This window comes from Sphaerisporangium sp. NBC_01403 (genome assembly GCF_045040145.1).
Lineage (GTDB): Bacteria > Actinomycetota > Actinomycetes > Streptosporangiales > Streptosporangiaceae > Sphaerisporangium > Sphaerisporangium viridialbum.
In genome coordinates, this window is the sequence record NZ_CP109534.1 from 7,968,420 (window position 1) to 7,992,542 (window position 24,123).

Sequence of the window (24,123 nt, forward strand, 5' to 3'; positions counted from 1 at the left end):
GGCGATCATTGCTTGTGCAGATTCGACAATAGGTGAGTCCATCCGTGACCTGCTCGTTACCGGTTCGGTGTGTCGGATCCGATATAGGCCGGTGCTGTGCCCAGGATGAATCTCATTCGGGTGCCTCCGCCGGGCCGGGAATGCGCGGTGACCTCGCCGCCTTGGGCCCGGGCGAGGCTGCGGGCGATGTAAAGCCCGAGCCCCACACCGCCGAACCTGCGGCGGTCGCCACTGTCCGCCTGGACGAACCGCTCGAAGACGCGCTCGCGGTCGTCCGGCGCGATGCCCACCCCCTCGTCGTCCACCACGAGGACCACGTGGTCGCCCTCGGCCCACGCGAGCACGCGGATCAACCCGCCGTCCGGCGAGTACTTGAAGGCGTTCTCCAGGAGCTGGCCGAGCAGGATGTCGGTGGCAAGCGCATCACCGTCGACCAGTGGCAGGTCGCTCGGGATGTCCACCTCCACGCTATGCCGGTCGGACAGGACGGGCATTCCCAGCGTGGCCGCGCGCACCCGTTCGCCCAGGTCGAAGCTCTCCACCTGGACCTTCAGCTCCTCGGCCCCGGCCCGCGCGCCGAGCAGGAGGTGGTCCATGAGCTGGCCGAGCGCCCTGGCCCGCTCCGCGATGGTCCGCACGGCGGAACGGCGCTCCACGTCCGACAGCTTGTCCCAGCGCGCGTCCAGCGTGCTGGCGAACCCCTGCACCACCGTGATGGGCGTGCGCAGTTCGTGGCTGGTGGTGGCGAGGAACAGGTCCTTGGCCTCCTCCAGCTCCTTGGCCCGCGTGACGTCGCGAAAGTCGACGACGATCTCGGCGGTCTCGTCGATCTTCGCGCTGACGACGTCCAGCCAGCGCCCGCACGGGAGCTGGGTGGTGAGCTTCTCGCCCGGCGCGGGCAGTGGGAACGGCGGCCGGTGACCGATCACCTCGGGCGCCCGCACCCCGGTCAGCTCCTCGGCCGCGGGGTTCCACTGGCGGACGAGCCCCGTGCCGTCGAGCACGGCTATGCCGTCCGCGCTCGCGTCGACGACCGCCCGCTCGTGGGCCCGCTGCCGCACGGCGTCCTGGTACGCCATGGCGTTAGCGAGCGCGATCCCCGCGTGCCCGGCCAGCAGTTCCAGCAGCTCAAGCTCGATGTGGCCGGCCTTGCGCTCGGCGAACAGCGCGTACAGCGCCCCGTACGGCCGCCCGCCGACCGCCGCGACGCCGAGCGCGATGGTGTGCAGTCCTGGCAGCTCCGACCAGATCAGGTCGTCGAGCACGGTCTGGTCGCCGGTCTCCAGCAGGACGGTCTTGCCGGTCCGCAGCAGCTTGCCGACGAGGCTCGTATGCAGGTCGGCGGTGGCGCCACGCAGCCTGTCGGGCAGCCCGTGCGTGCTGACCAGCCGCAGGCGGTCGTCCTCGATCAGCACGAAGCCGCCCGCGTCGGCCCCGGTCAGCTCGGTGAGGCTCCCCGCGATGCGGTCGAGCACGGGTGACAGCTCAAGCTCGGCGTTGATGTCGCCGACCACGTCGGTGAGCCGCCGGACGAGCCTCGCCCTGCGGGCCCCCCGGTCGCGGGCGGCCGAGTCGTTCTCCAGCGAGTGATAGACGCTGACGTACCCGAGCAGCGCGCCTGCCTCCGAGCGCAGCGCGCTCATGTCCACGCCCACGTCGACGAGCGAGCCGTCGCTGCGCAGGCGCTTGGTGCGCAGGGAGACGGGACCTCCGGTGCGGACCCGTTCGAGCACCGCGTTGTGCTCGGCCATGAGCTCGTCGGGGACGAGCGGCGCCCTGCGCCCGGTCATGTCGCCTGAGGTCCAGCCGAACAGTCGCTCGGCGGCGGGATTCCACACCAGGACGGAAAGGTCGCGATCGAGGGCTACGACGGCATTCGGGGAGCTCGCGAGGACAGCACGGGCAAAGCCGTCATCGGCGTTCTCTACCCTGTCGTCACTCATGGACCCCATCGTGCCCGTTTTTGCAATCGCGTCTTGGCAATTTCGATGTGCGAATCGTCGCATTCGCCGGGACCGTACCCTCGCGGGGCCTTCCACGGCGCGCGGCGCGCTCGCCGTCACGACCGGTGGGACCCTCCGCTCCGATACGCTGCCTGGTAGCGGGACCGGGAGGGGTGCGGCCATGTCGACAGGGGATCTCGAAGCCCTCGTGCGGGTGACCGCTCCCGGCTATGTGGGCGAGACCCCGCCCGACATCGCGTTCGGGATGACCGACACCCCTGTCGGACGGCTGGCGCTCGCCGTCACCGCGCGCGGCGTGGTCGCCTGCAGCTACGAGAACGAGCACGTGGTCTTCGCGCGCATCACCCGCGAGATCGGCTCGTTCATCGGCCCCGACCCCCGGCGCCTCGACCCGATACGCCGCGAGCTGGACGCGTACTTCTCCGGCAGGCTCAGGGCCTTCACCCTGCCCGTCGACCTGCGGCTGGCCACGCCGTTCGCCCGCACGGTGCTCCAGATGACGATGGCCGTGCCCTACGGAAGCGTCACGACATTTCCGGAGATCGCCGAGCGCATCGGGCGGCCCCAGGCGCTGCGCGCCATAGGCAACGCGCTGACCGCCAACCCGGTCTGCGTCATCGTCCCCTGCCACCGGGCGATCGAGTCCCAGGGGAATCCCGGAGGGTACGCCGGCGGTCTCGCCGCCAAGCAGTTCCTTCTCCGCCTCGAGAACCTCAGCCTCGAGGACCTCCGCCTCCAAGACCCCGCCCGCTGAGCGCCCGCACGAGCAGCGTCGCCAGCGCGGACACGACGAAGGCGGCCAGCGCGGCGTTCATCCAGACCTGCCGCTCGAAGCCGATCGCGTCGCGGAGCACCGTCCACACCGAGTCCCACCACGCCACCGTGGGCGTGGCCGTGACCAGCCAGTACGCCACGAAACCGAGCACCCACGGCACGATCATCCCCCATCGCGAGGGCGCGCTCGCCGAGGTGTCCCACCTGGCCGCCCCGCCGAGCAGGAAGTAGTCGATCACGAGTACGGCGAACATCGGGACGAACACCGCGCCGATGACGCCGAGGAACGCCCCGTAGGAGTTCACGTCGGCGAAGAGCGCGATGACGGTGGTCAGCACGCCGACGCCGATCGAGAGGACGCGCCGGTCCACCCTCGGCAGGAGGTTCTGCAGGGACATCGCCGTGGAGTAGACGTTGGCGAACGACTGGTCGGCCTCCCTCAGCACCAGGATGCCGAAGAACAGGCCGCCGAGGGGCACCGCGACGAACGCGTCCCACACGCGGTCGGGGTCGTTGCCGACCAGGGCCAGCGCGAGTATGCCGATGACCAGGCACGCGACCTGGGCGATCGTGTAGCCGCCGACCACCCCCGCGAAGGCCTCCCGGCCCGACCGCGAGTGCCGCGCGTAGTCGGCCGCCACCGGCACCCAGGAGACCGAGAGCGCGATCACGTAGTCGACGGCAGGGGCGAAGGCCTTCCAGTCGCCGCCCCCGAGCGCGGGCGCCTCGCGCAGCAGCGCCACCGCGAGCCACACCATCGCGACGACCACCCCGGCCGTCACGAAGCGGCGGAGCAGGCGGATGGCGCCGAGCGGCCGGATCGTCAGGGCGATGGTGAGCAGCCCGGCCGCCACCACCCAGACCCAGTACGGCACCGAGTCACCGAAGATCGCACGCGCCCCGGTGGCGATCACCCACAGCTCGAAGGCCCCCCAGCCGAGCATCTGGACGATGTTCAGAACCGTCGGGACGTACGACAGCCTGGCCCCGAACAGGCCGCGCAGCAGCACCATCGCCGGCGCGCCGGTGCGCGCGCCGGGCACAGCCGCGAGGCCGACCATCACGGTGCCGATCAGGCTGCCGACCACCGCCGCGAGGACGGCGGCGGCGAGGCTCAGCGGGGTGTCGCCCAGCGGGTTGAGCAGGTACAGGGCCCCGGAGAAGCCGAGGAGGCTCACCCCGAGGTTGGCCCAGAAGGCACCCTGGTCGAGCAGGCCCAAGGTCTTCGGAGGGGCCTCGTCGAGTGTCAGGGGGACCTCGCCGACGGCGGACGTCATCGCACGCTCCCTACGCCGGCATTACCCGGACAGGTTCATGCGGTCGGCAACAGGTCGGTTGCCCTCTCAGCCCGGCGCTCCCGAGCTCCCGCTACGGCTTATGCAGTTAGCGCCCTATCTTGCCTCATCAGACGGCATCTGACCACAGGGGCATGGGATCACGACCGTCTCACGGCTCCGTCCGCCGAAGTACAGCTAAGTGCGTAGCGGTAGCTGTACTTCCCGGCTGTTTCAGCGCACTCAAGCGGTCCTGCTCCGAGAGCAGCAGCGGGGCAGGCTGCAACGGGGCCGTGCCATTAGAAGCGATCCGGGCGGCAACCTGACAGAGCCGACTCAACGGTTCCGTCGACCAACTCCCGCGCGACCAGGCGGCCCACGGCCGCGGCGAGCGTGACCGCCGAGTGCATCACTGCCAAATAGAGGCCGGGGACCTCGGCGACCGGGCCGACGATCGGCTCACCGTCGGCCGGCATTGGGCGCGCTCCGAGTCGGGTGCTGAGCAGCTCGACGCTCCCGGCGCCATGGAAAGTGGACCGGACGGCGGCAAGGGTCCGTTCGGGCGAGTCCGCGGCGGCGATCAGCTGGTCCGCGGCGACCTGCCGAAGATCGAAGTCCTCAGTGTTGACCACGGTGCGGACCAGACCGGCCGGGGCGCGGAGCCGGAACAGCGGCGACGGCGACGGTTCGACCGGGACGCGCACGCCGAGCGGCGCGCCCAGCGCGGCCGTGGCAACTCCGGCCGCCAGCACCACCGTCGCACCGGAGAGGGGTCCTGCTGCCGTCTCAACCCCGGTAATCTGGCCCGCTGTATCCCGGCGGACCGCGGTAACCGGCGTGTCCAGATGTACCCGAGCTCCATGGGTGCGAGCGGCCGCGACCAGCCGCTCGGTCACGCCCACCGAGTCAACAGCGCCGTCACCCGGCGCCCAGACAGCCCACTCCGGAGGCTGCCGAAGGGTGGGCTCGAGCGTCGCCACGGTGGCCGCGTCCACGATCGTCTGCCCGGGCCCGGCGTCCGGCGCACTGCCCTCCCTGGTCCAGCTCAGCGAGCCGGACCAGGTAACCGGGAGTCCCGGCAACTCGGCCCCGAGTCGGTGGTACTCCGCCGTTGCGGTGGCCCGCAGCCCGGCGGCCGGACCTTTACGCACGCCAGACGCTCCGACCCAGGCGAACGAGTCCGCCGTCACGCCGGCGCCTGGCCGCCCGGCGTCGACCAACGTCACCGCGGCGCCCGCCCGGGCGGCGTGATAGGCCACCGATGCGCCGACAATGCCGGCGCCGACGACGACCAAGTCCCCACTCACCGATGAGCTCAACACGTTCACGACCCTAGCGCGCTCAGCTCCGCCAACTAGCGTGCTCATCCGCCAACTGAAGCGCTCAGTCACACCGACCGAGGCCCCTCGGAATGACCGCTAGATCTCAACACGCTCGACTTGACAGGGAACAGCCAGCGCCCACCCCTGAAGTACCGGGATGAACGGCAAACCGGGGGCGATCCGCCTCAGCTCTAGGAAGTTGGCGATGGTGCGCTCTTGGTGCTCCCGTACGGTCAGGCCGGTGCGGGCGAGCATGAACGGCTCGCACATCCAATCTTGGGGAAAGGCTGCGGAGGGCTTTAAGCGCGGCTACTGCTGTACTTCGTAGCTGTACGGGGGCCAAAGGGGCCACCTACTACGCCACCCGTAGGTGGCCTTTGACCTGCGCAGCAACGGCACGGCAGGCTATGACGGCACCATCCGGACAGGTTCATGCGGTCGGCGGCGCGCCCAGCGTGACTGGGAACCGCCCTCTCAGCCCGGTTGCGCCCGAGCTCCCGCGGTATCAATTTTGACCGAATTATTACACCCCGCCGCTAGGCGACGAAGGGCTGCCCCCCGTTTTCCGCCACCATCGGGCGGCCGGCGGCGGCCCACGACTGCATGCCGCCCTCGACGTTGATCGCCTCGCGGCCCACGTGGTTGAGCCACGCGGCGGCCCTCGCGGACCTGCCGCCGACCCGGCAGACGACATAGACCGGAACGCCCGCCGGGACCTCGTCGACCCTCTGCTGCAGCGCGCCGAGCGGGATGTGGACGGCCGTCGGGGCGTGCCCCGCCTGCCACTCGTCGGGCTCGCGGACATCGAGCAGGAAGACGTCGTCGGGTACGGCCTTGGCCTCGATCTCAGGGACGGTCATGCCGTTCATTGTCCCCGCTCTGCGAGCTTTCCGCCCGCTAACGGACGGTTGCCGTCGCTGACCGAGCGTTGTTTTTCGGCGAGCGGCGGGCGCGAACTACTTGAGCAGGCGGGACATCCTGCGGTCGGCGAGGGGCTTCCCGCCGGTCTGGCACGTCGGGCAGTACTGCAGGGAGGAGTCGGCGAAGGAGACCTCCTTGATCGTGTCTCCGCACACCTCGCACTGCTCCCCGGCACGCCCGTGCACCCGCAGGCCCGACTTCTTCTCGGTCTTGAGGTCCTTGGCGGCGATGCCGCGCGAGCGCTCGACGGCCGCGCGCAGCGTGCTGACGATCGACTCGTGCAGGCCGGCCACCGCGTCGTCGGTGAGCGACCCCGCGATCTTGAACGGGGACATCCTGGCGACGTGCAGCACCTCGTCGGAGTAGGCGTTGCCGATGCCGGCGATGACCTTCTGGTCGCGCAGGAGCCCCTTGATGCGCGTGCGGCTGCCGCCCAGGATGCCCTTCAGCACGTCCACGGTGAACTCGGGCGCGAGCGGATCGGGGCCGAGGCTCGCGATGCCCGGCACCTCGCCGGGATCGCGGACGACGTAGACCGCGAGCCGTTTCTGGGTGCCCGCCTCGGTCAGCTCGAACCCGGGCTGCCTGTCGTCGTCGCCGGGCGCGAACCGCACGCGTGCCGCGAGGGGGCCCTTGCCGGGACGTACGGGCTTCGCGCCCGAGAGGTCGTCCCGCCAGCGGAGCCAGCCGCCACGGGCGAGGTGGGTGACGAAGTGGAGCCCGTCGCAGTCGAGGTCGAGGAACTTGCCGTGCCGGGCGACCCCCGTCACCGTCAGCCCGGCCAGCGAGGTCACCGGCGGGTCCACCGTCTTCAGCGCCTGGAAGGCCACCACGTCGACAGCGGCGACCGGGCGGCCGACGGCCCGCTCGCGCAGGAACTCGGCGAGCGACTCCACCTCGGGTAGCTCGGGCATGCCATCACACTAACCCCCGCCACGCGCGCCCGAGGAGTGCCAGGGGCGCGCGCCGCGCCTACTTGGTGAGGACGTCCTTCGGCACCGGCTTGTCCTCGGCCAAGGCCTTGAACAGCCGCAGAGCGCGCTGGGTGTCCCACTTCACGACGGAGGCGCCGTTGATCGTGGGCAGCGAGCCCACGGGCACGGCGGTGGCGACCGGGTCGCCGCTCATCGCGAGGCCGAGCGACAGCAGGTCGAAGGCTCCCGTACCCGGGTCGACCGCCACCGAGTCGGTCGCGCTCATCGCCAGTGGGATCGACCGGAACGGGTTGGCCAGGACGCCGGGGCTCGCGGCCTTCTTCACCACGGCGCCGAAGAACTGGCGCTGGCGCTGGGTGCGGTCGAAGTCGGGCAGCGCGCCGGTCGCGCGGGTGCGGACATAGCCCAGCGCGGTGCCGCCGTCCATGTCCTGGCAGCCCTTCTTGAGGTTGATGCCGGCCTTGTGGTCCTTGATGTTCTGCTTGACGCAGATGTTGACGCCGCCGATCGCGTCCACGATGCCGACGAAGCCGCCGAAGCCGATCTCCATGTAGTGGTCGATGCGGATGTCGGTGACCTTCTCCACCGTCTTGGTCAGCAGCTTCGGGCCGCCGAAGGCGTACGCGGCGTTCAGCTTGTCGCTGCCGTGCCCGTCGATGGGGACGTAGGAGTCGCGGGGCAGGCTGACGAGGGTCGGCTTGTCGCCGCCGCTCGGGATGTGCAGGAGCATCATCGTGTCGGTGCGCTTGCCGACCGCCCGGCCGGTGGCGAGCTTCTTGCGCTGGGCGGCCGACAGCCCGGCCCGGCTGTCGGAGCCGACCAGGAGCCAGTCCTCGCCCGGCGTGGCCGCTGGACGGCCGTCGTAGTCGGTGAGCGACTCGACACTGTTGATGCGGGAGTTGATCCAGAAGAACCCGACCAGGCCGAGCACGAGCAGCAGCACCAACACGATCACGAGGATCCTGACCACCAGGCGGCCCGTGCGCCGCGGCCCCCGGACCTTCGGCTCGTCGGCGCCGTCCTTGCGCCGCGGCCCGCCCGCCGGATGCGTCTCGGGGGCCTCCGCGCCCGGCAGGGGCCGGACCGGCGCCTGGCCGGACCTCGGCTTGCCGTACACGCGTGATCTTCCCTTGGAGGGCTCAGCCGCCTCGCCGCCCCCTGGGAAGGCCTCCTGACGGGTGCGCTCCTCGTCCTCGGCTCGGCCGCCCTTGCCCTGCGGGAAGCGGTGCGCGGGCTGGCCCGCGGAGTAGGGATCCCCGCCGCCGCTTCCCGCCGCCTCGCCGCCGGCCCCGGCCGGACGTCGTATAGCCCGGGTCGGCCCCTCGCGGGACCCACTCTCGTCGGACCCCCCCGACCGGTCACCAGGCCAATCGCCCACGTTGTCGTCCCCGTCCTGTGGCTAGAGCCGCTTTGCTTCGAAGCTACTGCCGTAGCGTCCGCACCGGACGCTACGCCACCAAGCTTTTCTCATGTAAAAGTACGCAGAGTCACAGTAAGTCACCAATGTCGTGCCACGGGAAACATTGGCCGAGCCTGGACCGTTACGGTTATCGACGACCTCTAGCGAAAGGACAGTCGTGTCCGCTCCCGACCCGTGGAGTACATGCCCGTGCCACGGCACGGGCCCAACTCAATCGGGGATGGCAGACCTGTGACCATGGTTCTCGGTCTGCCGGCCGTACTACTTCTCACCCTCGCGACCGGTTACTTCGTCGCGCAGGAGTTCGCGTTCATCGCCGCCGACCGCTCGACCCTGCGGGAGCAGGCCGCGTCGGGTGACGCCGCCGCCGAGCGGGCCCTCAAGGTCACCGGCAGGCTCTCGTTCATGCTGTCGGGCGCGCAGCTCGGCATCACCGTGACCACGCTGCTCGTGGGCTTCATCACCGAGCCGGCCCTGACCCCGCTGATCGCGCCGGGCCTCACCGCCCTCGGCGTCCCCGAGGCGGCGACCCCCGGCATCGCTGTGGCCCTCGGCCTGGTGATCGCCACGATCGTCCAGATGGTGCTGGGCGAGCTGGTCCCCAAGAACTTCGGCATCGCCCGGCCGGAGCCGGTCGCCAAATGGCTCTCCAGGTCGACGCTGATCTACATGGCCGTCGCCGGCCCCATCATCCGGCTCTTCGACGCCTCGGCCACCCGCCTGCTCCGCCTTTTCGGCGTGGAGCCGGTGGAGGAGGTCGAGCACGGTGCCACACCGGAGGAGCTGTCGCGCATCATCGCCGAGTCCGAGGCCGCCGGGGAGCTTCCCGAGCGCCTGTCGGACCTGCTGGAGCGCGCGCTGGAATTCGGTGACCGCACCGCCGAGGACGTCATGGTCCCCCGGCCCCGGGTGGTCTCCCTGCGCGCCGGACGGCCCGCGTCCGACCTGCTGGAGGCCGTGAAGTCCTCGGGCCACTCCCGGTACCCCGTGCTGGGCGCGGACGGCGACGACGTCGTCGGCGTGACCGGCCTGACCGAGCTGCTCCGCGGCGAGTCCTACGACGAGCCCATCGAGCGCATCAGCGGCGCTCCCCTGCTTGTGCCGACCACGCTGCCGCTGCCCGCGCTGCTTGAGCGCATGCGCACGGCGGGCAGTGAGCTGGCGTGCGTCATCGACGAGTACGGCGGGCTCGCCGGCGTCGTGACGATGGAGGACCTCGCCGAGGAGCTCGTCGGCGAGCTGATGGACGAGAACGACCCCGAGCCCGACGAGGCCGTGGCCCAGGACGACGGCACCTGGGACGTGCCGGGCACCCTCCGGCTGGACGAGGTCGAGCGCGCGACGGGCCTGGCGCTTCCCGAGAGCGAGGACTACGAGACCGTGGCCGGCCTGATCATGGCCCGCCTCGGCCGGCTGGCCGAGCCGGGCGACGAGGTCACCGTGCCCCTGACCACCGAGCGGGACCTCCTCGACGAGGACGAGCCCGCCGAGGAGTACGTCCTGCTGACCGTGCTCGAAGTCCAGCGCAGGGTCCCCGGCAGGGTGCGGCTCGCGCCCCGGGTCGCCGACGCGGCGATCGTGGGCGGTGAGGCACGGTGAACACCCTGACCGCACTGTTGCTGGGCGTCGTCCTGCTCATCGGCAACGGCCTGTTCGTCGCGGCGGAGTTCGCCGTGGTGTCCTCCAAGCGGCACCGCCTGGAGGAGGCCGCCGGCGGCGGCCGCCTGGCCAGGACGGCTGGACGGGCCGCGCTCCGCAACGGGCGCGAGCTGTCTCTCATGCTGGCCGGAGCCCAGCTCGGCATCACGCTGTGCTCGCTGGGCCTCGCCATGGTCACGGAGCCGGCGATCGAGCACCTGCTCGAACCGGTCTTCGGACTCGTCGGCCTTCCCGAGTCGGTGCAAGTGGGCATCGCGTACGTCATCGCCCTCGCGATCATCACGTTCCTGCACATGGTGGTCGGGGAGATGGCGCCCAAGTCCTGGGCGCTGACCCACCCCGAGCGGGCCGCGATGGCGCTGGCGCTGCCCTTCCGTGGTTTCACGTGGATCGCCCGGCCGGTGCTGGCGACCCTCAACGGCCTGTCCAACGGTCTGCTGCGCGCCTTCGGCATCCGTCCGAGGGACGAGCTGGCGACCACGCGCACCCCGCCGCAGCTCGCGATGCTGGTGGGCGAGTCGGGCCGTATGGGCCTGCTGGACAGGGACGAGCACGACCTGCTGACCCGCGCGCTCAAGGTGCAGTCGCAGCCGGTCGAGCGGCTGATGGTGCCGATCGAGAGGGCCACGGCCGTGCCCGCGGGGGCGGCGGACGACCTCGTCCGCGACGTGGCCGCGCTGAGCGGCCACCTGCGCCTGCTGGTCAACGGAGGCTCTCCCGAGGACGTGCTCGGCGTGCTGCACGTGCGCGACACGCTGATCCGTCCCGGCAACGCGCCTGAGACGCTCATGAGCCCCGCTCCGCGCCTCGAATCGTCCACGACGATCCCTGAGGCCGTTGCGCTCCTCCAGGACGCTCACGCCCATCTGGGGCTCGTCACGGACAAGGAGGGGCGCGTCACCGGCCTCGTCAGCCTCACCGACCTCGTCGGCGAGCTCTTCAACACCCGTACGGCCACCGCCCCCGGCCGCGACCGCCAGCGCCCCGCCGTCCACGCGAGGTGACTTCCCCGCGCCTGAGCGGGGCTCCTGCCCAGGAGCCCCGCTCAGGCGCCTTCTGAGGGCGTCGCGAACGCGGCGGCCAGGGCGAGGGCGCCCGCCAGGCCGAAGGCGGCGCCGAACCCGGTCTGGGTGATGAGCACGCCCAGCGCGGCCGGGGTGGCCGCCGCGGCCACGTTCTGCACCGTGTTCTGGCCGCCCAGCGCCCGGCCCGCCCAGGAGGATCCGGCCATCTCGGACACGGCGGTGAACGCCAGGCCGTTGCCGCTCATCGAGATCACCAGCGCGGCGATCAGCAGCGGGGTCCCGGCCGTGGAGCCCGTCTGGACCGCGAGCGCCAGCAGGACCATCACGCTCGCGTTGACGAGCGCGAGCTGCCGCATGGGACGTACGCGGCTGCGCGCCCAGTCGGACCACCGCCCGCACAGGAGCCGCCCGCCCGCCCCCGCGAACTGCGCGGCCGCCACGAGCTGTCCGGCGGCGGCGGGCTCCCAGTGGCGCTCCGCCACCAGATAGGTGAGCGCGAACGCCGCCGTCGCGAACTGCGGGACGACGAGCAGCATGCTGGCCGCGTGGACGCGCCACAGCCGGGGAGAGCGGTACGGAGACTCGGCCCGCTCTCCCGGCCGCGCCTGCTTGCGCGGGGGGTCGACGACCATGGACACGACCGCGACGGCCGTGACCAGGCAGATGCCCGCCATCGTGAGGAGGGCGTCCCGCAGGCTCCCCATGGACGGCAGGACGGCGCCGGCCACAGCCACCCCGATGGGCTGGGCGGTCTGCCGCCATCCCATCGCCACGCCGCGCCGCTCGGCGGGGAACCACCCCAGCACCACCCGGCCACTGGCTGCGTTCGCCGAGGCCCCCGACGCGCCGGCGAGCGCGAGCAGGACGGCCAGAGGCCCCGCGGTGGTGGTGAAGGCCGCGCAGGCCAGGAACGTCGTCGCCAGCCCCAGGCCGAGGGTCATCGCCAGGCGCTCGCCGTAACGGTCGGCGAACCAGCCCCAGGCGATGAGCGTGAACAGCATCCCCGCGCTCGGCGCCCCCACGACGAGGCCCGCCTGCGCCAGGCCGAGGCCCAGCTCCTCGCGCAGGACCGGGACGAGGAACGGCAGGCCGTACATGAACACGCAGCCCGCGCCCTGCGCGGCCATGCCCAGGCTGAGCATCGCCCAGCGATTCGGTGCCCTCATGCGGGCACCATAGGACTTATCTCGCCTCACAAGACAATCTGTCTTGAATGTCGAGACCCGAGGTCATTTTCTCAGGTGGGAGTCCGCACGCGAGTGGACGACGGGCCCTCGGTGCAAGTGCCCCGAAAGTGATCTGAAAGCCGCGCCCGTTAGACAATCCGACGTGGGCGATCCGGACCCAGAGAGTAAAGGAAAGGACTCAGACCTCCGGCCGGGCTTCTCTCCCCGGGTGCCACCCACTACCTTGATCGGAGCCCCTTCGCCAGAGGGGTGTCCTGTGCGCCACAAGGGCCGGGTGCCGGCGGGAGCCACAGGACTTCGAGCCTTCGGGGTTTCATGGGCCGGCTCCTTGGAAGCACCACACCCCGGAGGAGAATGAACGTGACAGCACACCGAACCGCAAGGAAGAAGCTTCCGCTTCCACCGGCCGGGGGTCCCTCGGGGGTTCCAGGGGGTCGCCCCCCTGGGAAGACACAAAAACCCCGGCGGAAGAAGCTTCCGCTTCGACCAGCCGGGGGTCCCTCGGGGGTTCCAGGGGGTCGCCCCCCTGGGAAGACACAAAAACCCCGGCGGAAGAAGCTTCCGCTTCGACCAGCCGGGGGCCTTGTGGGCGAGGAGGGATTTGAACCCTCACGTCCTTTCGGACACACGGACCTGAACCGTGCGCGTCTGCCGTTCCGCCACTCGCCCTCTTTGAGTGCGTGGAAAGGCTAGCACGGATCCGTGCATGCCACCGAACCCGGATACGATCCTCCTAGACGATGGAGGAAGGGAGGTACCCGGTGGGAGTCCTTCAGCGCTTCGAGCGAAGGCTCGAAGGCTTGGTTGAGGGGGCCTTTGCGCGGGCGTTCAAATCTGACCTTCAGCCGGTCGAGGTCGCCAGCGCGGTGCAGCGGGAGATGGACGAACGAGCCGCGATCGTGGCACAGGGTCGCACTCTTGTGCCCAACGACTTCGTGGTGGAGCTGTCCACGACCGACAGCGAGCGTCTGGAGGTGTACGCCGACAGCATCAGTCATGAGCTCGCCAACCTCGCCAGGGAGTACGCCAAGGAACAGGGGTACTCGTTCGTGGGACCCGTCCGGGTTCGCTTCGAGACCGCCGACGATCTGGCGGTGGGCCTGTTCCGCATCCGCTCGGGAGTCATCCGGGGGGCCACGGTCGAGCAGGACGAGATCCGGCAGCCTGCCAGCGATCTCCCGGCGAGCAAGCCGAGCGCGTTCGGCGGCCGCCCACGCCTGCTGGTGTCCACTCAGGACGACCCGCAGGGCCAGCGGTCCTATGAGCTGACGACCCCCGTGACGCTTCTTGGAAGGGGCACCGACTGCGACCTGCGGTTGGTGGACCCTGGCGTCTCCAGGCACCATGCCGAGCTCAGGGTCGAGGGCCCGCTTGTGGCCCTCGTCGATCTCGGTTCAACCAACGGCACTTTCGTCAACGGCCAGCCGGTTCGCCGGATCGAGCTCCAGGACGGCACCCGAGTCACCTTGGGTCGCACAACCCTGGTGTTCCGGCGCGATTAAGGGTAGACAAACGGTCCATGTCCGAGCTCACTCTGCTGCTGATCCGGCTCGCGTTCCTCGCGGTGCTGTGGTTCTTTGTGATTGCCGCGGTGGGTGTGATCCGGACAGACTTGTTCGGATCACGTACGGCGGCTCCGGCAGCTGTGCGCAAGCCAGCCAAACCCGCACGTCAGCCTGCCAAGCCGAAGAAGGGGGAGCCGCGACAACTGGTCGTTACCGGTGGTCCCCTACAAGGGACCATCATCAACCTCACGGAGACGCCAATCACTATCGGTCGGGCGAATGACGCCACGCTGGTACTCAGCGACGATTACGCTTCCAGCCGGCACGCCCGGCTGTTCCCCCAGGACGGTCAGTGGGTCGTGGAAGACCTCGGCTCGACCAACGGCACGTATCTCGACCGCTCCAAAGTGACCCGTCCGATGCCGGTGCACCTCGGCGTTCCGATTCGCATCGGCAAAACCGTCATCGAATTGCGCAAATGACAATCGCACTCCGCTACGCCGCCCGCTCGGACGTCGGCCTCCTCCGTGAAGGAAACGAGGACTCGGCGTACGCGAGCCCGCGCCTGCTCGCCGTCGCAGACGGTATGGGCGGGCACGCTCACGGTGAGGTGGCCAGTTCGGTCGCCATCACCGCCATGTCGTCCCTTGACCGGGACACATCCGGGGGTGACCTGCTCAGCGCCATCGAGGCCGCGGTGCGCGACGCCAATCGCAAGCTGCACGAGATGGTCGGCCGTGATCCCAGCCTCAAGGGCATGGGCACCACACTCACGGCGATGCTGTGGTCAGGCACCCGCGTCGCCCTCGTCCACGTCGGCGACTCCCGCGCCTACCTCCTCCGCAACGGCGAGCTGTACCAGATCACTCATGACCACACCCTGGTGCAGTCGCTCGTGGACGACGGAAGGATCACGCAGGAGGAAGCCGCCAGCCATCCACAGCGTTCGATCCTGCTCCGGGCCCTCGACGGCAGCGGCGAGGTCGATCCCGACCTCTCGCTTCGCGAGGCCCAGATCAACGACCGCTACCTTCTCTGCTCGGACGGTCTCTCCAGCGTGGTCAGCGCCGAGACCCTGCACCACACCCTGACCACGGTCGAGGAGCCGGACTCCGTGGTCCGCCAGCTCATCGACCTCGCCAACCGGGGCGGAGGCCCCGACAACATCACCTGCATCGTCGCCGACGTGGTCGAGATCGAGGAAGGCCAGGTGGTGGCCGGCGACGCCGCGGTGGTAGGCGCCGCGGGGTCGAACCGCCTCCGATCCCAACCCCCTGACACGCCTGCGGGGCGCGCGTCCACGATCACCGCTCCCCAGCCCGTGATCGTGGACGACGACCTCGACGACCAGCCTGCGGGCGGCCCGGCGGCGAACGCCGCGGCCGCCCCGCGGCGTGTCAGACGCCGCCGCCTGTGGCCGGTCACGCTGGTCGTGCTGGTCCTGCTGGTGCTGGTCCTCGGGGGCGGCGGCTACTACGGCTACAAGTGGACCCAAGATCAGTACTACGTCGGGGCCCAAGGTGACGAGCTAGTGTTGTTTCGCGGGGTCGACAGCACCATCGGACCGATCCAACTGAACTCCGTGGCCGAGAGCACCGGCTTGTCGGTGTCCTCGATCCCCGAGCCCGAGCGCGAGCAGGTGCGACGGGGCATTCCAGTAGCCGACCTCCAGGCAGGAAAGACCAAGATCAACGATTTGAAGGCCAAATCCGGCGGCAACCAGAAGACCACCGAGCCGACGGCTTCCCCCAGCCCCACGGAGTCCTCCTAAGTGAGTGCCGTCGACGTCGCGGCCGTCCCCATGACCGCCAAACGGCGAGGGGCGCAGCTTGTCATGCTCGCCTTCGCCGTCGCGATCGTCATGGTCGCCTACGCAAGCGTCGGGCTGGGCAGGAACGGCCAGGTCCCCGCGGGCATGCTGACCTACGGCCTCGGTCTGGGCGGCCTGATGCTCGCCGCGTACTTCGTGCTGGCCAAGTTCGCCCCCTGGGCCGACCCTCTGGTGCTTCCGCTGGTGACGCTCGTCAACGGCCTCGGCCTGGTGATGATCTACCGCATCGAGCAGTCGGCGCCGAAACTGGCCTCCGCGAGCAACCAGCTCTTCTGGACCGCGCTCGGCGTCGTCATGTTCTCCGTCACGCTCATCGTGCTGCGTGACCACCGCGCCCTCCAGCGGATGACCTACACCGCGGGCTTCGTGGGCCTCGGGCTGCTGATCCTCCCTCTGTTGCCCCTCCTGGGCAAGGAGATCAACGGCGCCCGCATCTGGATCGGCGTCGGCGGGTTCTCCATCCAGCCGGGCGAGTTCGCCAAGCTGGCCCTGGTCATCTTCTTCGCCGGCTACCTCGTCGCCAAGCGCGACGTGCTCGCGCTCGCCGGGCGCCGCCTGCTCCTGATCGACCTGCCGCGCGCCCGCGACCTCGGCCCAGTGCTCATCACCTGGGTGGTCAGCGTCGGCGTGCTGGTCATGGAGAAGGACCTCGGCACCTCGCTCCTGCTGTTCGGCGCGTTCATCGCGATGCTCTACATCGCCACGCAGCGCACCTCCTGGGTGCTGATCGGTGTCCTGCTCTTCATCGGCGGCGCCTTCGTCGCCGGCCAGCTCTTCAGCCACGTCGGCGCCCGGTTCGACGTCTGGCTGAACCCGAGCAGCCAGGCTCTCTATGAGCGTGATTTCGGCAGCAGCTACCAGCTCATGCAGGGCCTGTTCGGCATGGGCTCGGGCGGCATCCTCGGCACCGGCCTCGGCCAGGGCCACCCCGACCTGATCCCGCTGTCGTTCTCCGACTTCATCTTCCCCGCCACCGGCGAGGAGCTCGGCCTCACCGGCCTGATGGCACTGCTCATGGTGTACGCCCTGATCGTGGAGCGCGGCCTGCGTACGGCCATCGCGGCCCGCGACCCCTTCAGCAAGCTCCTGGCGGGCGGCATCTCGTTCATCCTGGCGTGGCAGGTCTTCATCATCGTCGGTGGCGTGACCAACCTGATTCCCCTTACTGGCCTGGTCACGCCGTTCATGTCTCAGGGCGGCTCCGCCCTCCTGGCTAACTGGATCCTTATCGCCTTGCTGGTACGCATGTCAGACGCCGCACGGCGCCCGCCGCCGCAAGCCATCCAGGACGAGGGACTGACGCAGGTGTTTCAGCGATGAACGGCACGCTCAAGCGCGCCTCCGTGGCCTGCCTGCTCATGTTCGGCCTGCTGATGATCAACATCAACTACCTGCAGGCGGTCAAGGCGGACGAGCTGCGCACCGACAACCGGAACACGCGGAGCTTCTTCGCCCGCTACCAGACCGAGCGCGGCATGATCACCGCCGGCGGCGAGACGCTGGCCAAGTCGGTCGATGTCGGCGGCACGTTCAGGTTCCAGCGCAAGTACACCGACGGCCCGATCTACGCTCCCGTCATCGGCTTCTTCGCTCCTGAGAGCGCGCAGGGCATCGAGGGCGCCGAGAACAAGTACCTCGACGGCACCCACCCCGACCTGTTCGTCCGCCGTACGGTCGACCTGATCACTAGCAAGCCGACCCGCGGCGCCGCCGTCGACCTGACCCTGGTGCCCAAGGCCCAGAAGATCGCTTACGAGGACATGCAGAGGAGTGGCAAGCGTGGCGCCGTGGTGGCGCTCGACCCGAGGACCGGGGCGATCCTCACCATGGTCTCGCTGCCGACCTTCGACCCGAACACGATGGCGGCCCCCGACAAGTCCAAGGCCGCGAGGGTCTACAACAAGCTCAACAAGGACGACAACAAGCCGCTGCTGAACCGCGCCATCTTGACCACCTACGCCCCCGGCTCGACGTTCAAGGTGGTCACCTCGGCGGCGTACCTCAGCGAGGACAGCTCGCGCAACGCCCAGACCGAGGTGGACGCGCCCAACGTCCTGCCGCTGCCCGGCACCAACATCGGCCTGCCCAACTACCATGGCGAGTCGTGCGGCGGCCGCGCCACGCTCCTCGACGCCCTGACGATCTCGTGCAACACGGCGTTCGGCACCATGGGCCTCGAATTGGGCTACGACAAGCTGAAAGAGCAGGCAGCGAAGTTCGGGATGGGCGAGCCCATGTCGATCCCGCTGAACGTGGTCGCGAGCGACATCGGCCCCGACGAGGGCAAGGCCGCGCTGGCGCAGACCTCGATCGGCCAGCGCAGCAACCAGATCACGCCCCTGCAGATGGCCATGGTGGCCGCCGGCGTCGCCAACGAGGGCAAGGTCATGAAGCCCTACCTCGTGAACAAGATCGTCAGCCCCGACGGCGACGAGATCGACAGCGCGCGGCCCCAGGAGCTCGACGAGGCCGTCACTCCGCAGGTCGCCGACGAGCTCCGCAAGATGATGATCAGCGTGGTGCAGAACGGCACCGGCAAGGCCGCCCAGCTCCCCGGCATCACCGTGGCCGGCAAGACCGGAACCGCCGAGACCGCCAAGGGGCAGGCGTCGCACGCCTGGTTCATCGCCTTCGCGCCCGCCGAGGACCCCAAGGTCGCCGTCGCGGTGTTCGTCGAGTCCGGCAGCGCCGGCAACGACGCGACCGGCGGCGCGGTCGCCGCGCCCATCGCGCACGACGTCATGCAGGCGGTGCTCGGGCAGTGACCTTCGCCGACCGGGAGCTGAGCAACCGCTACCGGCTGACCGCTCGCATCGCGACCGGCGGCATGGGGGAGGTCTGGCGCGCGTCCGACCGGCTTCTGGGCCGGGAGGTCGCGGTCAAGCTCCTGCGCCAGCACGTGGCCGCGGACCCCGAGTTCCGCGAGCGCTTCCGCAACGAGGCGCGCATCACCGCCGGCCTGGCCGACTCCGGCATCGCCCAGGTCTTCGACTACGGCGAGCAGGACGACATCGCCTACCTGGTGATGGAGCTGGTTCCCGGCGAGCCGCTGGCGGCGATACTGGCCCGCAACGGCACGCTGAGCCCCGAGGTCACCCTCGACGTGATCGGCCAGACGGCACGGGCGCTGCACACCGCACACCGGTCGGGCATCATCCACCGCGACATCAAGCCGGGTAACATCCTCGTCACCGAGACCGGGATCATCAAGGTCACCGACTTCGGCATCGCGCGGGCCCTCGAAGGCTCCCGCATGACCATGACGGGCACCGTGCTCGGCACCGCGCAGTACGTCAGCCCTGAGCAGGCCTCGGGCAGCGCCCTGACCCCGTCGACCGACATCTACTCCCTCGGCGTCGTGGCGTACGAGTGCCTCGCGGGGCGGCCGCCCTTCACGGCGCCCAACCAGGTGGCCATCGCCCTGCTCCACATGAACGAGCAGGTGCCCCCGCTTCCCGACAGCGTGCCGAAGCCCGTCCGCGACCTGGTCATGGCCATGCTCGCGAAGAGCCCCGACCACCGGCCCGCCACCACGCGCGAGCTGGCCGACCGGGCGATGGTGCTGCGCGACTCGCTCTCCACCCCGAGCGCCTCCCAGCTGAGCATGCTCACCGACCCGTCTGGTTTCGCCGTCCGCGAAGCGCTGGAGCAGTCGGGAGCGCTCGACCAGCCGGGCGACCCGTTCGCCGGCCTGTACGAGACCACCGGCACGGCCGTCCCGCCGCGCACCTCCACGCGCATCGGGCATCCCCCCGCGGGCCCCCGGAGCACGCGTCCGGCGGCGGCGCCGAGGCGCAGGCGCAAGCGCGTGGCGATCGGGTTCTTCGCCGCGGCGGGCTGTGCGGCCGCGGTCGGATTCGGGGCCCTGGCAGCGGGCGGGCTCCCTGAGCTGGGGCTCAACAGCGGCCCCTCGCAGCCGGTCAACCCGACGACCGGCGATCCCACGCGATCGTCGTCCCCGTCGAAGCCCGCGACGACACCGCTTCGACCGAAACCCGTGAAGTCTGTCAAGCCCACGGTGTCACGGTCGGCTACGGTAAGCACATCGGCTACACCGACTCAGGAGCGTACGCCGACGCCCACTCCGTCTCCTAGTCCAACCCCTACTCCGACGCCCACACCGACCCCCACGCCGAGTGAGACGCCAAGCCCCAGCTCATCCGCAAGCACCACAATCCCCCCGAACGGGGAGACGTAATGCGGCGCGGGGTCGATGATGGACACCGGCAGCCGCACCGCGGGCCGGTACCCAAGATGAACGGCAAGGGACAGTGCAGGAAATGACTCAGCCTCGGCTACTCGGCGGTCGCTATGAGCTCGACGGGGTCGTCGGGCGCGGCGGCATGGCCGAGGTGTATCGCGCCCGGGACCTCCGGCTGGACCGTGTTGTCGCGATCAAGACACTGCGTTCCGATCTGGCGAGAGACCATATCTTCCAGGCCCGTTTCCGCCGTGAGGCCCAGTCCGCGGCGTCCTTGAACCACCCCTCGATCGTGGCGGTGTACGACACCGGCGAGGACATGACCGAGGGCACCCCCGTGCCGTACATCGTCATGGAGTTCGTCGACGGGCGCACGCTCCGCGACCTGCTGAGGGCCGACCGGCGCCTGCTGCCCGAGCGGGCGACCGAGCTGGTCGACGGCATCTTGAGGGCTCTGGACTACAGCCACCGCGGCGGCATCGTCCACCGCGACATCAAGCCCGCCAATGTGATGATCACGCTTGCCGGCGACGTCAAGGTGATGGACTTCGGCATCGCGCGGGCGATGGCGGACTCCGCCGCCACGATGACCCAGACCGCGCAGGTCATCGGCACCGCACAGTACCTCTCGCCCGAGCAGGCGAGGGGCGAGCGCGTCGACGCCCGCAGCGACATCTACTCCACGGGCTGCGTGCTGTACGAGCTGCTGACCGGGCAGCCGCCGTTCACCGGCGACTCGCCCGTGGCGATCGCCTACCAGCACGTGCGCGAGGACCCGATCCCGCCGTCGCAGATCGACCCCGACATCCCGCAGTGGGCCGACGCCATCGTGCTCAAGGCCATGGCCAAGGATCCCGCGCACCGCTACCAGAGCGCCGCCGAGATGCGGGCCGACATCCAGCGGGCGATGTCCGGCATGCCGGTCGACGCCCAGACGATGGCCCTGAGCCAGAACAACTACACGGGCCAGCAGACCCGCACGCTGAACGCGCCCGGCGGCCCCGCCACCCAGCGTGCCAACGCGGTCCCCGCGTACGACTACGCCCCGACGCAGACCGGTGGCCGCTACGAGCGCCGCCGCGCCAACTCCGGCAACACCGCGCTGAAGACGGCGGCGTGGATCCTGGTCCCGTTGCTCGTCATCGGCGCCTTCATCGGCATCGGCTACGCCTTCCTCAGCTCGCCGGGCGGCCAGGACGTCGCCAGCCAGGTCGAGATCCCCTCCTTCAAGGGCCAGACCGCGGAGGCCGCGAAGGCCAAGCTGGAGAGCCAGGGCCTGAAGGTCAACCTCGTCGAGGAGTTCAACTCCGACGTCGACAAGGGCACCGTGATCGAGACCGACCCCCCGGCCGGCCAGCAGGTGGCGAAGGGCAGCAACGTCGATCTCAAGGTGTCCAAGGGCGTCAAGCAGGTGGCCGTGCCCGACGTGGTCGGGAGCAGCATCGACGACGCCACAAGTACCCTCGAGTCGAACAAGCTCAAGGCCCAGATCGTCAGCGTCGTCTCCGGCAAGGAGCAGGACAAGGTCTTCCAGACCAAGCCCGCCGCCGGTGAGAAGGTCGACGAGAACAGCATCGTCAAGATCTACGTGCCCAAGGCGCAGACCGAGGTAGCTGACGTCACTGGCCAGACGGTCGCCGACGCCAAGGCCACGCTGACCGGGGCCGGCTTCAAGGTCAAGACCATCCAGCAGACCAGCCAGGATGTTCCCAAGGGCAGCGTCATCAGCCAGAGCCCCCGAGGCGGCGCCAAGCTGACGCCCGGTATGACGATCACCCTGGTGGTGTCCTCAGGACCGCCGGAGCAGACCTTCCCGACGGACCAGCCGACCCAGCCGACCGACCAGCCGACCGACCAGCCCTCGGACGAGCCGACCACCGACGACCCGTTCAGCGAGCCGCCGCCGGACAACTTCGGCAACTGACCCGCCGACACGAAGAGGATCTCCGCCGCTCGGGGGCGACGGCGGAGACCCTCATCCGATAGTCGTCACAGAAGCCCTCGGTGTTACACGATCTGCGCCAGCCAATTCGCGAGAAGCTCGTGCCCGTGGTCCGAGAGCACCGACTCGGGGTGGAACTGCACGCCCTCGACCCGGGCGGCACGGTGCCTGAGCCCCATGATCACCCCGGAGTCGGTGACGGCGCTGACCTCCAGCACATCGGGCATCGTCTCGGGGACGACGGCCAGCGAGTGGTAGCGCGTCATGGTGACCGGCGAGGGCAGCCCCTCGAACACGCCCCTGCCGTCGTGGGCGATCTCGCTGGTACGGCCGTGCATCAGCTCGGGCGCGCGGGCGACGACGCCTCCGTACGCCACGGCGATGGCCTGGTGGCCGAGGCAGACGCCGAGCAGGGGAAGGTCGCGCTCGGCGCAGAAGGTCACCAGGGGGACGCTCACCCCGGCCGCCTCAGGGGTGCCGGGGCCGGGGCTGATGACCACCCCGTCGAACCCCTCGGCGTCCCGCACGCGCACGTGGTCGCGCGGCCGGACGTCGCACTCGGCGCCCAGCTGCCGGAGGTACTGCACGATCGTGTGGACGAAGCTGTCATGGTTGTCCACGACGAGCAGGCGGGTCATTGGCCTACGGTCACCCGGTCGAGGGGCACGTGCGGCTCTAGCTTGGGGAACACCACGTACCAGAGTACGACTCCGGCCAGGCCTGCCAGCAACAGCACGGTGATGACCTTCACGCCGGTGCCGCCGGGGATGACCCGCCAGATCCATCCGTACATCGGCTCCCCTCTCTTCCGCCCTGGCTCGTGAACGGACTGCTTCGGTGTGTCAGGCCGATCGGCGATCCTGCTTGCTCGAAAGGACGCCGAAGACGATGAGCCGCTGCCGCGCGGAGTACTCCGGGTGGCAGGTCGTCAGGGTGATCACGGCTTGGGTCGGCCGGCTGTCGGGATGGTCGGGCACGGGCGCGATGACGTCCACGTCCGCCGGGTAGACGACCTTCTTGCTCGACACCCGGTAGGTGTAGCGCGCCTCGGGGGCGTCGATCACGATGGCGTCGCCGCGGCGCAGCTCGTTGATGCGGTTGAAGGGGGCCGCGTAGGTGGTGCGGTGCCCGGACAGGACGAAGTTCCCCACCTTGCCCGGCATCGCCGTGCCCGGGTAGTGCCCCGGCCCCCTGCGCAGGTCCTCGGAGGTGACGCCTTCGAGGATGGCGTACTCGTAGTCGCGTCCGAGGCGGGGGATCCTGATGAGCGCGACGGCATCGCCCACGTCGATCTTGGCGAGCTTCGCGTGCTTCGGGCCGTCCAGCAGCTGCTGCTTGAGGATGCGCTGGTACCACTCGGTGTACGAGCTGGTGCCCCACAGCAGGTAGCCGCAGAACAGCAGCATGACGAGCCCGCCGGTGATGCTCAGCTCGCCGCAGATGCGCAGCAGGGCCCTCACGGGGGCTCAGCCACCCCGTGACGCGCCCTGGCCCCTTCCCGGCGGCTGGCGGGCATCCTGGGCTCGTCGAGCCTGTTCACCGAGTACATGCGTCCACAGCAGGCGACATAGTCATGAAATATCCGGATCAGGGTCGGCGGCGCGCGATCCACGCCTCGCGACAGCGAGCGTATTCGGGGCGGACCTGCTCCGCCCGGACGACGCTCGCGCCTTGACCCGGACTTTGCGCCACCGCGTCCTGCGATTTCGTGCCGTGAACGAGAGCTTGTTCGGCCTGGAATCGCCGTTCGACGCCCGCGCCGACTAGGCTTACTCGGGTCTTCCTACACCAGCGACTACGCTGGCTGCCAGAGCCCGCGACACCGCGCGGGTCCCCACCAGGAGAGCTGCCGTGCCCAAGTCTCACACTCGCAAGAAGGCGGTCTACACCCCGCCGCAGAAGTCGCAGCAGGTCAAGGTGAGCCCCCGCTGGCTGGCACCGGTCATGGTCGCTTCGTGGATCATCGGCATCCTGTGGATCGCCGTCTTCTACATCGCGCCGAACGCTCCGGGCATCGCCACCCTGAGCAACTGGAACCTTCTGGTCGGCTTCGTCTTCATCATCTTCGGCGTGGTGCTGTCCACACGCTGGCGATAACACCCCGCCCGACGCCACGCCCGGCAGGTGGCGGACATTTTTCCACAGGTTTTATCCACAACCTGG

Annotated in this window: 21 protein-coding genes, 1 tRNA gene and 1 riboswitch; of the genes, 11 read left to right on the forward strand and 11 right to left on the reverse strand. The window is 69.8% G+C overall.

Features of this window, described 5'->3' with window-relative positions; genetic code table 11:
• Positions 1 to 56: 56 nt before the first annotated feature.
• A complete protein-coding gene (locus OG589_RS35835) occupies positions 57 to 1,943 on the reverse strand; it encodes an ATP-binding protein (RefSeq protein ID WP_405142718.1) in 1,887 nt (628 codons plus the stop codon).
• Between the two features lie 181 nt (positions 1,944 to 2,124).
• On the opposite strand from OG589_RS35835, the gene OG589_RS35840 reads away from it, so the two are divergent.
• Positions 2,125 to 2,718, forward strand: a complete 594-nt coding sequence (locus OG589_RS35840) for a methylated-DNA--[protein]-cysteine S-methyltransferase (RefSeq protein ID WP_405142719.1) — start codon at positions 2,125 to 2,127, stop codon at positions 2,716 to 2,718.
• Here OG589_RS35840 and OG589_RS35845 read toward each other — a convergent pair.
• From OG589_RS35845 to OG589_RS35865, 5 genes are all read right to left on the reverse strand, one after another.
• Positions 2,678 to 4,015, reverse strand: coding sequence for a purine-cytosine permease family protein (locus OG589_RS35845; protein ID WP_405142720.1), 1,338 nt, complete (start codon positions 4,013 to 4,015; stop codon positions 2,678 to 2,680). The two genes, OG589_RS35840 and OG589_RS35845, sit on opposite strands and share 41 nt — an antisense overlap.
• A riboswitch (TPP riboswitch) is annotated at positions 4,006 to 4,117 on the reverse strand. (Overlaps the previous gene by 10 nt.)
• Positions 4,118 to 4,311: 194 nt before the next feature.
• Complete coding sequence (locus OG589_RS35850; protein WP_405142721.1) at positions 4,312 to 5,307, reverse strand: NAD(P)/FAD-dependent oxidoreductase; 996 nt, start codon at positions 5,305 to 5,307, stop codon at positions 4,312 to 4,314.
• A 563-nt stretch (positions 5,308 to 5,870) separates the two neighbouring features.
• A complete protein-coding gene (locus tag OG589_RS35855) occupies positions 5,871 to 6,203 on the reverse strand; it encodes a rhodanese-like domain-containing protein (protein WP_405142722.1) in 333 nt (110 codons plus the stop codon).
• Positions 6,204 to 6,290: 87 nt separating this feature from the next.
• Positions 6,291 to 7,169, reverse strand: coding sequence for an Fpg/Nei family DNA glycosylase (locus OG589_RS35860; protein WP_405142723.1), 879 nt, complete (start codon positions 7,167 to 7,169; stop codon positions 6,291 to 6,293).
• A gap of 58 nt (positions 7,170 to 7,227) precedes the next feature.
• Positions 7,228 to 8,568: an LCP family protein gene (locus tag OG589_RS35865; RefSeq protein WP_405142724.1), complete on the reverse strand. Its 1,341-nt coding sequence runs from the start codon at positions 8,566 to 8,568 to the stop codon at positions 7,228 to 7,230.
• 279 nt (positions 8,569 to 8,847) lie between these two features.
• On the opposite strand from OG589_RS35865, the gene OG589_RS35870 reads away from it, so the two are divergent.
• Complete coding sequence (locus OG589_RS35870; protein WP_405142725.1) at positions 8,848 to 10,209, forward strand: hemolysin family protein; 1,362 nt, start codon at positions 8,848 to 8,850, stop codon at positions 10,207 to 10,209.
• Positions 10,206 to 11,273 carry a hemolysin family protein gene (locus OG589_RS35875; RefSeq protein WP_405142726.1) on the forward strand — a complete coding sequence of 356 codons (1,068 nt, stop codon included), beginning with the start codon at positions 10,206 to 10,208 and terminating at the stop codon, positions 11,271 to 11,273. The genes OG589_RS35870 and OG589_RS35875 overlap by 4 nt, the downstream gene beginning before the upstream one ends.
• A gap of 41 nt (positions 11,274 to 11,314) precedes the next feature.
• Here OG589_RS35875 and OG589_RS35880 read toward each other — a convergent pair whose 3' ends face one another.
• Both OG589_RS35880 and OG589_RS35885 read right to left on the reverse strand, forming a co-directional pair.
• Positions 11,315 to 12,460: an MFS transporter gene (locus tag OG589_RS35880; protein WP_405142727.1), complete on the reverse strand. Its 1,146-nt coding sequence runs from the start codon at positions 12,458 to 12,460 to the stop codon at positions 11,315 to 11,317.
• A gap of 607 nt (positions 12,461 to 13,067) precedes the next feature.
• Positions 13,068 to 13,150 (reverse strand) — tRNA-Leu (locus OG589_RS35885).
• 92 nt (positions 13,151 to 13,242) lie between these two features.
• On the opposite strand from OG589_RS35885, the gene OG589_RS35890 reads away from it, so the two are divergent.
• From OG589_RS35890 to pknB, 7 genes are all read left to right on the forward strand, one after another.
• On the forward strand, positions 13,243 to 13,983 hold the full coding sequence (locus OG589_RS35890) for an FhaA domain-containing protein (protein WP_405142728.1): 741 nt from the start codon (positions 13,243 to 13,245) through the stop codon (positions 13,981 to 13,983).
• A 17-nt stretch (positions 13,984 to 14,000) separates the two neighbouring features.
• Positions 14,001 to 14,468: an FHA domain-containing protein gene (locus OG589_RS35895; protein ID WP_405142729.1), complete on the forward strand. Its 468-nt coding sequence runs from the start codon at positions 14,001 to 14,003 to the stop codon at positions 14,466 to 14,468.
• A complete protein-coding gene (locus tag OG589_RS35900; RefSeq protein ID WP_405142730.1) occupies positions 14,465 to 15,757 on the forward strand; it encodes a Stp1/IreP family PP2C-type Ser/Thr phosphatase in 1,293 nt (430 codons plus the stop codon). The genes OG589_RS35895 and OG589_RS35900 overlap by 4 nt, the downstream gene beginning before the upstream one ends.
• A gap of 30 nt (positions 15,758 to 15,787) precedes the next feature.
• Complete coding sequence (locus tag OG589_RS35905) at positions 15,788 to 17,137, forward strand: FtsW/RodA/SpoVE family cell cycle protein (protein ID WP_405152196.1); 1,350 nt, start codon at positions 15,788 to 15,790, stop codon at positions 17,135 to 17,137.
• Positions 17,134 to 18,582 (forward strand): peptidoglycan D,D-transpeptidase FtsI family protein, encoded by a 1,449-nt coding sequence (locus tag OG589_RS35910; protein ID WP_405142731.1) that lies wholly within the window; start codon positions 17,134 to 17,136, stop codon positions 18,580 to 18,582. The genes OG589_RS35905 and OG589_RS35910 overlap by 4 nt, the downstream gene beginning before the upstream one ends.
• Positions 18,579 to 20,015: a serine/threonine-protein kinase gene (locus OG589_RS35915; RefSeq protein ID WP_405142733.1), complete on the forward strand. Its 1,437-nt coding sequence runs from the start codon at positions 18,579 to 18,581 to the stop codon at positions 20,013 to 20,015. Before OG589_RS35910 ends, OG589_RS35915 begins: the two co-directional genes overlap by 4 nt.
• An 82-nt stretch (positions 20,016 to 20,097) precedes the next feature.
• Positions 20,098 to 21,942, forward strand: a complete 1,845-nt coding sequence (gene pknB, locus OG589_RS35920) for a Stk1 family PASTA domain-containing Ser/Thr kinase (protein WP_405142734.1) — start codon at positions 20,098 to 20,100, stop codon at positions 21,940 to 21,942.
• 83 nt (positions 21,943 to 22,025) lie between these two features.
• On the opposite strand, the gene OG589_RS35925 is transcribed toward pknB, so the two are convergent.
• From OG589_RS35925 to OG589_RS35935, 3 genes are read right to left on the reverse strand one after another with little or no spacing between them, the layout of a single operon-like run.
• Entirely contained in the window at positions 22,026 to 22,598 is a 573-nt protein-coding gene (locus OG589_RS35925; protein WP_405142735.1) for an anthranilate synthase component II, read from the reverse strand.
• Positions 22,595 to 22,753, reverse strand: a complete 159-nt coding sequence (locus OG589_RS35930; RefSeq protein ID WP_405142736.1) for a hypothetical protein — start codon at positions 22,751 to 22,753, stop codon at positions 22,595 to 22,597. The genes OG589_RS35925 and OG589_RS35930 overlap by 4 nt, the downstream gene beginning before the upstream one ends.
• A gap of 49 nt (positions 22,754 to 22,802) precedes the next feature.
• Complete coding sequence (locus OG589_RS35935; RefSeq protein WP_405142738.1) at positions 22,803 to 23,420, reverse strand: class E sortase; 618 nt, start codon at positions 23,418 to 23,420, stop codon at positions 22,803 to 22,805.
• 391 nt (positions 23,421 to 23,811) lie between these two features.
• Here OG589_RS35935 and OG589_RS35940 point away from each other — a divergent pair, with 391 nt between their 5' ends.
• Positions 23,812 to 24,057, forward strand: a complete 246-nt coding sequence (locus tag OG589_RS35940) for a cell division protein CrgA (protein WP_405142739.1) — start codon at positions 23,812 to 23,814, stop codon at positions 24,055 to 24,057.
• Positions 24,058 to 24,123 lie beyond the last annotated feature (66 nt).